Annotated in this window: 9 protein-coding genes and 1 rRNA gene; 6 read left to right on the forward strand and 4 right to left on the reverse strand. The window is 57.2% G+C overall.

Annotated features, from left to right (window positions below; genetic code table 11):
* A 16S ribosomal RNA gene (locus BMX75_RS17505) occupies positions 1–135 on the reverse strand; the annotation flags it as partial.
* Between the two features lie 610 nt (positions 136–745).
* On the opposite strand from BMX75_RS17505, the gene BMX75_RS17510 reads away from it, so the two are divergent.
* Genes BMX75_RS17510 through BMX75_RS17520 form a run of 3 tightly spaced genes read left to right on the forward strand, consistent with a single transcriptional unit; the run spans position 746 to position 4,783 of the window.
* The gene (locus tag BMX75_RS17510) at positions 746–1,519 is read left to right on the forward strand and encodes a GntR family transcriptional regulator (RefSeq protein WP_066320680.1); all 774 of its coding nucleotides are present in this window, start codon (positions 746–748) and stop codon (positions 1,517–1,519) included.
* Positions 1,516–3,408 carry a sensor histidine kinase gene (locus tag BMX75_RS17515; RefSeq protein WP_092830939.1) on the forward strand — a complete coding sequence of 631 codons (1,893 nt, stop codon included), beginning with the start codon at positions 1,516–1,518 and terminating at the stop codon, positions 3,406–3,408. Before BMX75_RS17510 ends, BMX75_RS17515 begins: the two co-directional genes overlap by 4 nt.
* Positions 3,401–4,783 carry a sigma-54-dependent transcriptional regulator gene (locus tag BMX75_RS17520; protein ID WP_092830941.1) on the forward strand — a complete coding sequence of 461 codons (1,383 nt, stop codon included), beginning with the start codon at positions 3,401–3,403 and terminating at the stop codon, positions 4,781–4,783. Before BMX75_RS17515 ends, BMX75_RS17520 begins: the two co-directional genes overlap by 8 nt.
* On the opposite strand, the gene BMX75_RS17525 is transcribed toward BMX75_RS17520, so the two are convergent.
* The 3 genes from BMX75_RS17525 to BMX75_RS17535 all read right to left on the reverse strand — a co-directional run bounded on the left by BMX75_RS17525 (position 4,759) and on the right by BMX75_RS17535 (position 7,447).
* Complete coding sequence (locus tag BMX75_RS17525; RefSeq protein ID WP_092830943.1) at positions 4,759–5,430, reverse strand: metal-dependent hydrolase; 672 nt, start codon at positions 5,428–5,430, stop codon at positions 4,759–4,761. The genes BMX75_RS17520 and BMX75_RS17525 overlap by 25 nt on opposite strands.
* 89 nt (positions 5,431–5,519) lie before the next feature.
* The gene (locus BMX75_RS17530; protein WP_092830945.1) at positions 5,520–6,068 is read right to left on the reverse strand and encodes a gamma carbonic anhydrase family protein; all 549 of its coding nucleotides are present in this window, start codon (positions 6,066–6,068) and stop codon (positions 5,520–5,522) included.
* A gap of 38 nt (positions 6,069–6,106) precedes the next feature.
* On the reverse strand, positions 6,107–7,447 hold the full coding sequence (locus BMX75_RS17535) for a sodium-dependent transporter (RefSeq protein WP_092830947.1): 1,341 nt from the start codon (positions 7,445–7,447) through the stop codon (positions 6,107–6,109).
* 162 nt (positions 7,448–7,609) lie between these two features.
* Here BMX75_RS17535 and prlC point away from each other — a divergent pair, with 162 nt between their 5' ends.
* The 3 genes from prlC (at position 7,610) to BMX75_RS17550 (ending at position 11,213) form a co-directional block, all read left to right on the forward strand.
* Positions 7,610–9,658, forward strand: coding sequence for an oligopeptidase A (prlC, locus tag BMX75_RS17540; protein WP_092830949.1), 2,049 nt, complete (start codon positions 7,610–7,612; stop codon positions 9,656–9,658).
* A gap of 53 nt (positions 9,659–9,711) precedes the next feature.
* Entirely contained in the window at positions 9,712–9,969 is a 258-nt protein-coding gene (locus BMX75_RS17545; protein WP_092830951.1) for a YheV family putative zinc ribbon protein, read from the forward strand.
* Positions 9,970–10,232: 263 nt separating this feature from the next.
* Positions 10,233–11,213 (forward strand): TAXI family TRAP transporter solute-binding subunit, encoded by a 981-nt coding sequence (locus BMX75_RS17550; RefSeq protein WP_092830953.1) that lies wholly within the window; start codon positions 10,233–10,235, stop codon positions 11,211–11,213.
* The last annotated feature ends 29 nt before the right edge of the window (positions 11,214–11,242 follow it).

The raw sequence follows: 11,242 nt of genomic DNA on the forward strand, positions 1-11,242 counted from the left end.
GGGTAGATTCCTATGCGTTACTCACCCGTCCGCCGCTCGTCAGCATCCAGCAAGCTGGACCTGTTACCGCTCGACTTGCATGTGTTAGGCCTGCCGCCAGCGTTCAATCTGAGCCATGATCAAACTCTTCAGTTTACAATCATTGCGGTTCTTACCTGCCACCCGAAAGCGACAGAAGCGAACCAAACTTGGCTCAAGGTTTTCAAACGTTCTCTCAAGATCCGAAGACCTTGGACGAGTCGCTTGCCTTGATATTTGGTGATTTATCACCCTCATCGGCAAGCGCCCACATGAATTACCTGATCACATTATTAAAGAGCGTTTCGCTGTGCTGCTTGACTGACTAAAAAGTCAGTGAAAGCTTGGCCAACCGTTGAACTGCTTGGCCTCAGCGAGGAAGACGTATTCTACGCACTTCCCAATGCTTGTCAATGACTGATTGGCGAAAATCGCGGCGGCGTGACATGACACATGAACCACGCTCGCTTGCCTAACCTGCTGACAAACCTGAGGTTTTACACCTCATCTACCGCTGACAACGCTGGGCGTCCCCGGCAGCGGATGCGTACTTTACGGTGTTGCTGGCGGGGACGCAAGGGGCGTGCGAAAAAAATTCTGCCTGAACAGCCTTCAGGCTAATTCTCTCATCTTTGCGCGCTGACAGAGGGTCTGTGCCCTGCCTGACAGCTTGAGTTAATTACGTGATAAACCTATTATTGGTCTTACCAATTTTGAGGGCCATTCAATGAACTACCCTCCGCTACGCCAGCAGCGATTAGCCGATGTGATCACCGAGCGCCTGGAGGCCATGATATTAGAAGGTAGCTTGAAGCCCGGTCAGCGCCTGCCACCAGAGCGTGAGCTTGCTGAACGATTTGGTGTGTCACGGCCTTCATTAAGGGAAGCAATACAGAAACTATCGGCTCGCGGCTTGTTAACCAGCCGTCAGGGCGGAGGCACCTTTGTCGAAGAGTCGCTTAATAGCGGCTACACCGACCCTTTGCTGGAAATGCTTTCCCGACATAAAGAGTTTCATTTGGATCTACTTGAGTTTCGCGACGCCATGGAGGGCATTTCGGCTTATTATGCGGCGCTGCGCTCTACGCCAGCCGATAAAGCCGTTCTTATACAGCGCTTTGAAGAACTTGACGGCGGATTTGTCGGTGCCGACCCTGCCCAGGAAGCAAAGTTGGATGCGGCCTTTCACCTGGCCATTGCGGAAGCTGCTCATAATGTTCTGCTGTTACATACGATTCGCGGCATCTTCCATCTGCTTGAACAAAGTATCGTGGATAATTTGGCCCACCTCTTTGCCAAACCGGATTCACGCAGCCAACTGATGCAGCAACACCGGTCTCTGCTCGATGCCATCATTGAAGGCCGTCCTGAAGACGCACGTACACGCGCTCACGAACACCTGGTATTTGTCGAGGACGGTTTGCTGGAAGTGGCTCGCGCTGAAACACGTGCACAGCGCGCCTTGCGCCGTGCCCAGGGAACGAGCTCGGCTCCCGCATGAACATTTCTTTATTCCGCTGGCGGTATCTATGGTTGATGGCGGTAACGCTAGGGCTTTTCCTGTGCATGTGGCAAGCATCGCTCCTGGCCCGTGAACAGGCACTTAACAACCTTCAGCAAGAGGCGGAAAACGAACTTCGCCTGTCCGCCGCCAACCTCAATGGCTACCTGTTACGTTACGACTACCTTCCCCAGATGCTTGCCACGCGCGAGGGTGTCCAGCGTTTTCTCGCCTCGCCAGACAGCCAGGACCCGATGCCCCTCAATTTGTTGCTGGATCGGTTTCGTTTTACCTCTGGCGTTTCTGACGTTTATCTATTGGACCGCAATGCAGACACCATTGCGGCCAGCAACTGGCACCGTCCAAACACCTTCATCGGACAAAATTACGCATTTCGCAGCTATTACCAGGATGCTATCGCAGGAGGGCAGGGGCGCTTTTACGGGCTCGGCCTCCAGTCGCAAGAACGCGGCTATTACTTCTCGTCCCCGGTATGGCTCGATGACACCTCACCCGACGCGCGCCCCGATGGCGTCCTGGTCATTAAAGTACTGCTCAACGACGTGGAAGAAAGCTGGGCTGAACAGGAATCCACCCTGTTCGTTACCGATGATGACGACATCATCTTCCTCGCCAGCCAACCCGAACTGCGCATGAGTGCGCTTTATCCACTGACCGACGAACAGCGACAATCACTGCATGCAACAAAGCGCTACGGCCAAGAACCTTTACCCCCCTCGGGCATCCAGGTGCAAGACATCCTGAACGTGCATAGTCGCGTCGTGACGTTTGAAGAAGGCCCGCTCAGTAACGGACATTATCTGAACCTGACCCGGGAAATTCCTGAGTTTAACTGGCAAATGCATATACTCAAGCCGCTTAGCCCCGTGGTAAACGCCCAATGGATGGCCGCTTTAATGGCCGGTGGTCTCTATGGCATCGTTGCTCTGGCAGCAGGTATCGGCTGGCAACGGCTTCGCCTTCGCCGTGAGCGCGAGACATTTGCCGAGCGCGAGCGACAGACGCTGGCCCGGGTACGCGATGAACTGGAGATGAGCGTTGAGAGACGTACCCGCGATCTGGTTGCCAGTAACCAGCGCCTTTCTGATGAAATAGATGAGCGTCGCCGAGCAGAAGCCAACCTGCGTCAAACCCAGGACGAGCTCATCCAGGCGGCCAAACTCGCGGTTTTAGGCCAGCTCGCCGCCGGCATCAATCACGAGCTTAACCAGCCGCTAGCGGCTATTCGTGCCTACAGCGAAAACGCCCGGCGCTTTATCGAGCTGTCCCGGGTGGAGCAGGCAGATGCGAATCTGGAGCAGATTATCGAGCTTACCCACCGGATGGCCGACATTAGCGCCCAGCTACGCCAGTTTTCCCGTAAAAGCAGCGACCATCCGGAAACGGTTTCCGTTCAGGCGTGTGCCGATTACGCCTTGCGCCTCTTCCAGAGTCGCCTTCGCGATGATCGCATTGAGGTTGAACAGCAATGGCCCGAGGACACGCTTTGGGTAAAAGCCGACCTGGTGCGCCTGGAACAGGTACTGGTCAATTTAATCGGCAATGCCCTCCAGGCCATGAAAGAGACCCCTTCACCGACACTTACGCTTCGCGCTCAAGCCAGTAGCCAGCAGGTGATCATCCGGGTTGCTGATAACGGCCCGGGTATTCCAACTCAATACCTTGAACAGGTTTTCGAGCCGTTTTTTACTACCAAAGCACCCGGTAGCGGGCTAGGGTTAGGGCTTTCCATTTCATCGCGTATCATGGACGACCTAGGCGGCAAGTTGCAGGCAGCCAATCTGCCTGGCGGCGGCGCCTGCTTTACCATCACACTGCCTCTCGCTCCCGCCCCGCGGGCTACCCAGGAGACTGTTTCCGATGCATGAGCCGTCGACGCTGCCGGTCATGGTGATTGACGACGAACCGCATCTGCGTATCACCGCCAGCCAGACCCTTGAACTAGCCGGTTATACCCCACACTGCTTCGAATCCGCCGAAGCAGCTCTGGCCGCACTCCCCGCCAACTTTCCCGGCGTCATTGTCAGCGACATTCGCATGCCGGGTATGGATGGCATGACGTTGCTGCACGAACTCCATCGTCGCGACAGCACCCTGCCGATCATTTTGATTACCGGCCACGGTGATATTTCAACGGCCGTCGAGGCCATGCGCGCCGGAGCGTGGGATTTCCTGGAGAAGCCTTTTGCCGGTGACGAATTGCTCGACGTGGTGCGCCGGGGTATCGAAAAGCGCCAGCTCAGCCTGGAAAACAATCGCCTCAAGGCGGAACTCGAAGCTCAGCAGGCGGCGCTCGGCCCGCGCCTGGTGGGTCGCACGCCGGTAATCTCCCGCTTGGCGGCGATGATTCAACGCATCAGCCAGGTCGAAGCTGACGTACTGCTGTTCGGTGAAACCGGGACCGGCAAAGACCTGGTGGCTCGCGCCATTCACGAGCGCAGCGCCAGGCGCAACCACTCTTTCATGGCCATTAACTGTGGCGCCGTGCCTGAACACACCATCGAGTCTGAACTGTTTGGCCATGAGAAAGGCGCCTTTACCGGCGCGGTTGAACGGCGAATCGGCAAGTTTGAGCACGCTAACGGCGGTACCGTCTTCTTGGACGAAATCGAGTCCATGCCCCTCGCCCTGCAGGTCAAACTGTTGCGCGTACTGCAGGAGCGACATATTGAGCGACTGGGCGCCAACGATGTGATACCGCTCGACATCCGCGTGATTGCCGCTACAAAAATCGACCTCAAAGCCGCCGCCGAGGAGGGGCGCTTCCGCGAAGATCTTTATTACCGGCTGAACGTGGTGACCTTACCGCTACCGGCACTACGCGAAAGGCGTGAAGATATCCCCCTGCTTTTCCAGCATTTTGCCGTCGTGGCGGCCAACCGCAGCGGCCTGGAAGCGCCCACCGTCGACAGCCATGGCATTGCCAGCCTGCTTGCCCACGACTGGCCGGGTAACGTCCGTGAATTGCGCAACCTGGCCGAGCGCTACGTACTGCTTGGCGCGGCCTTCGACTATCGGCTGGATGCCCTGCTCGAGGGCGCTCAGGCAGATACCGAAGAGCCAACGCTTTCCCGCCAGGTCGAGCTGTTTGAAAAAAGCCTGATCAGCCAGTCACTTTCCCGTCATCATGGGCGCGTCACCGAAGTCTGCCACCACCTTGGCATCCCGCGCAAAACCTTCTATGACAAGCTGAAAAAACATGGGCTACACGCTGACGACTATCGCCATAGCAGCGATCCTTGATGGATCAACTCGCCCAACACCCCCCAGGGAGGCAGGCAGGGCCAGAGCGGCAACAAGGCAATCAGCATCAACATATTCGACAGTGGGCGGCGGCAATCGCCAAACTTCAGCGCCGTACCAAAGGACCGCTTGAGCCGAGCGCCTTCCAAGTCAACGCTGTAGATTTCGTCCAACAGCAAGTGAATAACAAACCCGGCCCATACCGCCACCCCATGCGACCAGGCCAGCCACGCTGGCTGGGAAAGCAGTTGAAAACTCACGGCCGTTGTCAGCAGCGCGCATAAAAGGCTCGCCAGCAGTGAATGCCAGATACCGCGGTGCACCGTAAAACGTGAAAAGGCGATCCCTGCAAGATAGCGCACCGCAACATAAACGCCACCGCAGGCCACTAACAACTGCCCAGAGGACAACCAGGGCTGTAATATAAGCACACCCAGCACCAGTGCCGGTATGGACAGGATATTGAAAATGAGCCGGATTGAGTGCGACCGGTCGGCATCGATATCGGGCAGAATACCCCCAAACGCGGTCAACACCACCACCAGCAACGCCTGGGAAGGCGCCCACCACTGAAGTTGCCAGCCAGCATAAGCCAGCAGCATACCGCCCGCAGAGGCCACCGTGATGTGGGTGCGAAAATTCGCCATGTCGCGCTCGACCAGAAAACTGTATAAATTAACAGATTTCTGGTCGACACAATACGATTTTTCAACAAAAAAAGAGGGGAATGAAGCGCTTAAGAAGGACTTGATTCGGCAAGAAAGCTGTCTTTCAATTTAACGTAATTACCAGCAGTGTAAGCAAAGAAAGCGCGTTCCTTATCTTTAAGGGGACGCAAGGCCTTGGCCGGATTACCCGCATAAACATGACCACTTTCCAGGTGTTTGCCCGGCGTCACGACTGCACCGGCGGCAATGATGACCTCATCGTCCACCACGGCACCATCCATGACAATCGCCCCCATGCCGACCAGAATACGGTTCCCCAGCGTGCAGCCATGAAGGATCGCTTTATGGCCAATGGTCACGTCGTCACCCACGGTCAGCGGGAAACCCTCGGGGTTGTAGTCACTGGCATGGGTGATATGCAGCACGCTGCCATCCTGAACGCTGGTACGGGCGCCAATTCGGATACGATGCATATCGCCGCGAATCACCGTCATCGGCCATACCGAACAGTCGTCACCCAGTTCGACGTCACCAATCACGACGCTTGCCGAATCAATATACACCCGCTCGCCCAGCCGCGGCGTCATGCTGTTGTAGCTTCTTAAGGCACTGCTCATTGTATGCTCCTCACTTACGATGCAGGGATAGCGCACCACTATAGCAACCCGCTAAGCAGAACCATAAGCGTCAGCGGAATCGACACCCAGCGAACCACATGGCGCCAGCATAGATAACCGCGCTCACCCACGCCCAATGCGGCGGCGGCCGTACCACGAGGCAGCACCCAGGCGGCAAAGATCGCGATTAACAGACCGCCTAACGGCAGGAATATATCCGGCGGAATACTGCTGACCAATTCGAATACGTTACGCCCGAGCAGCGGACGAAAGTCAACAATTGTTGAGAACGACAGCGCCGAGAGCAGGCCAATCGACCACACACTGAACGTCACGATAGCCGTTGAAACGCTACGCCGCCAGCCGAATCCCTGCAAGGTGGCCACCATCGGCTCGGCCAGGTTAATCGCCGATGTCCAGGTCGCCAACAACAACAGTAGAAAGAAGACGCTCAGCCACAGCGACCCCCAGGGCAGCTCCGAAAAGGCGATCGGCAGGGTCACAAACATCAGTCCCGGGCCATCAGCAGGATCCATTCCCTGGGAAAAGACCACCGAAAAGATTGCAATACCGGCCAGCAGCGCCACGCTGATGTCCAACACCGCAACCGCCATGGCCGCCCGCGGCAGGCTCTGCTCGTCAGGCATATAGGCACCATAAGCCATCAACGCACATGCTCCCACGGCGAGGGTAAAAAAGGCGTGCCCCATGGCATGCAGCACAACGCTGGGCGTTAGCGCCTCCCATGAGGGTAAAAAGAGCCAGGACAAGGCTGTACCGAAACCGCTGGTCGTAGCCGCATAGGCTGCCAGCAGCAGTAACAGGCCGTACAGCAGGGGCATTAACAGATTGTTCAACCGCTCAAGGCCTTTGGCCACACCCGCCGCCACAACCACCATGGTCATCAGCAGAAACAGTGTGTGGTTAAAAACCAGCAGGCCTGGATTGGCCAGAAAAGCATCAAAACCGGCACCAATATCAGCAGCACTGGCGCCCCTGAAGTTGCCGTTGATGGATGCCACCAGAAATTCGATGGACCAGCCGGACACCACCGAATAAAACGACAGGATGCAAAACACCGTGAAAGCACCGAAAAGGCCCAGCCAACGCCAGTGCCGTGAGGCACCCGCCTCCACCGCCAGCGCCCCCAGTGCCTGCATGGGCCCCCGGCGTCCGGCGCGGCCAATTAAAATTTCTGCCATCATCACGGGTATGCCGAGCAATATCACAAAGGCCACGTAAATCAATAAAAACGCTGCGCCGCCGTTCTCTCCGGCCACATAAGGGAAGCGCCAGATGTTACCCAGCCCCACCGCAGCCCCCGTTACCGCCAGGATAAAGGCCCGTTTTGACCCCCAGCGCTCTAGCGTTTTACTCATTGATGATTCGCCTTGATGGCCCTAGAAAGCCCGCAAGACTAACAGGCGAGGGGCTGAAGGCAAATCGCGGCAATCCCCCAGCATTGAAACAACTCACGTTTGCCCGCACTCTAACGTCATCACAGGGCTTGTCGCTCTCCATCCATACCCAACGAGGCACCTATGTCCCACAATCCGCTGCTCGAGACTCACTCGCTGCCCCCATTCACCGATATCCGCGCCGAACACGTGGTCCCAGCGGTTGAAACCCTGATCAGCGAAAGCCGTGACACGATTGACCGGCTCGCCCAACAGGCCAATGACACAGCGCCCACATGGGAGAACTTTGCCGAGCCCATCGAAGCTGTTAATGACCGGCTCACTCAAGCGTGGTCGCCGGTTTCGCACCTCAACGGGACCATGAATACACCCGAGCTCCGCGACGCCTACCAAACTTGCCTGGAACAGCTTTCCGAGTTCAGTACCTGGGTAGGGCAACACGAAGGGCTTTTCCATGGCTGGCAAGCGCTCAAGGCAGGGCCTGCGTGGGCTCAGTTGAGCCCGGCCCAGCAGCGCACTGTCGATAACGCGCTCCGCGATTTCCGCCTGGCGGGCGTCGACCTGCCCGCCGATAAAAAAGCCCGTTACGGTGATATTCAGGCGCGCCTCTCGGTACTGTCCAACCAGTTTTCCAATAACGTGCTCGACGCCACACAGGCCTGGCACAAGGATATCAGGCATGCCGACACGCTGGCGGGCTTGCCGCAAAGCGCGCTGGATACGCTGAAGGCAACGGCGGAGGCCAAGGGCATCGATGGATTTCGTATCACCCTCGATTTTCCCAGCTTCTTTCCCGTGGTCAGTTATGCCGATAACCGGGAACTGCGCCGGGAAGTGTATACCGCTTTCGTCACCCGCGCGTCCGACCAAGGGCCAGACGCCGGCAAATTCGACAATGCGCCCATTCTTGAAGAAATACTGGCGCTGCGCCAGGAGCTCGCTCACCTGCTGGGCTTTGATACCTACGCCGACTATTCGCTGGTCACCAAGATGGCCGACTCCCCTGAGCAAGTGCTTACCTTCCTGAGCGACCTGGCGAACCGCGCCGTCCCCCAAGCCCAGCAGGAAGTCGCCGAACTCAGCGAGTTTGCGCGTACTGAGCTGGGGATCGAGACGCTTGAACCCTGGGACGTCGCCTATGCCAGCGAAAAACTGCGCGAAGCACGCTACGCCATTTCGCAAGAACAGCTGCGCCCTTATTTTCCCGCACCCCAGGTCGTCGATGGGCTCTTTCAGGTGGTTGAACGGCTCTACAGCGTACGCTTTAAAGAAGATACTCACGTTGAGCACTACCACGACGATGTGCGCTTCTACTGGATCACCGACAATGATCAGCCGATTGCCGGTTTCTATCTCGACCTTTACGCCCGCGAAGGCAAGCGTGGCGGTGCCTGGATGGCGGATTGCCGGGTACGCCGCCAGACGCATGACGGCTTGCAGCTTCCCGTCGCTTTTCTTACCTGCAACTTCACCCCGCCAGTCAGCAACAAGCCCGCGCTGCTGACCCACGATGAAGTCACCACGCTGTTCCATGAGTTTGGCCATGGTTTGCACCATATGCTGACCAGGCAAACCATTGCGGATATTTCGGGCATTAATGGCGTCGCCTGGGATGCCGTCGAACTGCCGAGCCAGTTCATGGAAAACTATTGCTGGGAACGCGAAGGGCTCGACCTGATTGCCGGCCATGTCGACAGCGGCGACCCTCTGCCTGAAGCCTTGCTGGAGCGCCTACAGGCCGCCAAAAACTTCCAATCGGCCATGGGCATGGCACGTCAAATAGAGTTCTCGCTGTTCGACCTGCGCTTGCACCACGAGCTCGAATCCCCCAGCGCCAGCGATGTCCAGGCGCTACTCGACGAGGTACGCCAGCGCGTTTCCGTGGTCCCCACCGTTGCCTTCAACCGCTTTCAAAACAGCTTCGGGCACATTTTTGCAGGGGGCTACGCGGCGGGTTACTACAGCTACAAATGGGCAGAAGTGTTGTCGGCCGATGCCTGGAGCGCGTTTGAAGAAGCCGGTATCTTTGACCCTGCTACCGGCCAACGCTTCCGGCAAGAGATTCTCGAGCAAGGCGGCGCACGCGATGCTGCCGACATGTTCCGTGCCTTTCGCGGCCGCGAACCCAGCGTCGACCCGTTATTACGTCATAGCGGGATCCGTGCCGCTTAAACCCGCCCTACCTGAGCGCGCCCTCTCTGGGGGCGCGCCATTGGAGCCTGATGATGTCGAGCGTAAAACGTTTTATTGCAGGCGTGACCTGCCCACGGTGTGCTGCCATGGACCGCGTTCGTGCCTGGGAGCAAAACGGTATTCGTTACCGGGAGTGCGTTAGCTGTGATTTTTTCGAACAGCTGCCCATCGAGGATGAAGCCCCCGGGGAGCTGACCACCCGGGTCAATCAAGCCCGCCCGGAGCCCGCCCAGAATGAGATCCAGCCTGTGCGGATCATGGACCCTGACCACAAGCCGTCCAACTCATAGTGATTAAAAAATCGCAGCGGCGACACAATGTGTGCGGATTAACGCACACAAAACCATGCTTATCGTGCGCATCACCAGACACTTCGCGCTTTCCTCTATACGACTAACGTTGAAAAGGAAAATTTTAAGCCTTTGTTTTTTAAAACAAAGGCTTGTCTTGGCACAGCAATCGCTCTAACTTGTAGCTCACCGTTGGTGGCGTTGCCTCATCCGCATACCGCCAGCGTGTTAACAACCTCAATAAACAACTAGGGAAATTCGCCATGCGCAATTTTAAACCGACCACATTGGCCTTACTGACCAGCAGCGCGATTCTGGCGGCCGGTAGCGTCCAGGCCGACCGCGAAGACTGGCCGGACAACTTCACCGTCGGCACCGCGAGCCAAGGGGGCACTTACTTCGTTTATGGCTCCGGCTGGGCCAACTTTATTGCCGATGAGCTGGATATCTCTGGTGGTGGCGAGGTAACCGGCGGTCCCACCCAGAACCTGGCATTGGTACACAACGGCGATGCCGCCTTCGGTCTCGCGACCATGGGGCCAGCAGCCGATGCAGTGAGCGGTAACAGCCCTCTCGCCCCGGGCCTGGAAATGGATAACGTCTGCGCGATGTTCCCGATGTATGAAACGCCGTTCTCGATTACGGTACTTGCCAGCAGCGGCATTGAATCAATTTCCGATATTCCCGACGGCGCACGTATCGGTTTTGGCCCATCGGCTTCCACGTCTGACACCTACTTCCCGGCAATGCTGGAAGAGCTAGGCGTTGACTTTGAACGCCGCAACGGCGGCTGGTCAGACCTCGGTGGTCAGTTGCAGGACGGCTTGCTTGACGTGATCGCCTTCGCTGCCGGCATTCCGATCCCGGCAGTTAGCCAGCTTGAAGTACAAACCGATGTGAATATCATCGAGTTCAACGAAGAAGAGCTAGAAACGGTGATGAACGCCTTCCCTGTGGCGGAATTCTCCATCCCGGCTAGCACCTACGAGACGCTTGAAGAAGACGCCCGCGCCGTTTCCATGTGGAACTTTGCCATCGCCGGTTGCAACCTGCCGGAAGACTTCGTTTACGAAGTCACCAAAGCCACCATGGAAAACAACGACCGCATGCAGTCTGTTCACCGCAGCGCAGTCACCACCATTCCGGAAAACATCAAGCACAACACCGTGCTGCCTTTCCATCCCGGTGCTGCTCGCTGGTATGAAGAGAACGGCTACGAAATCGACGAAGACATGATCAAGTAAGCAACACTTGCTGTCGCCTGCCCCGCGCC

The organism is Vreelandella subterranea, assembly GCF_900111305.1.
Taxonomy (GTDB): Bacteria; Pseudomonadota; Gammaproteobacteria; order Pseudomonadales; family Halomonadaceae; genus Vreelandella; species Vreelandella subterranea.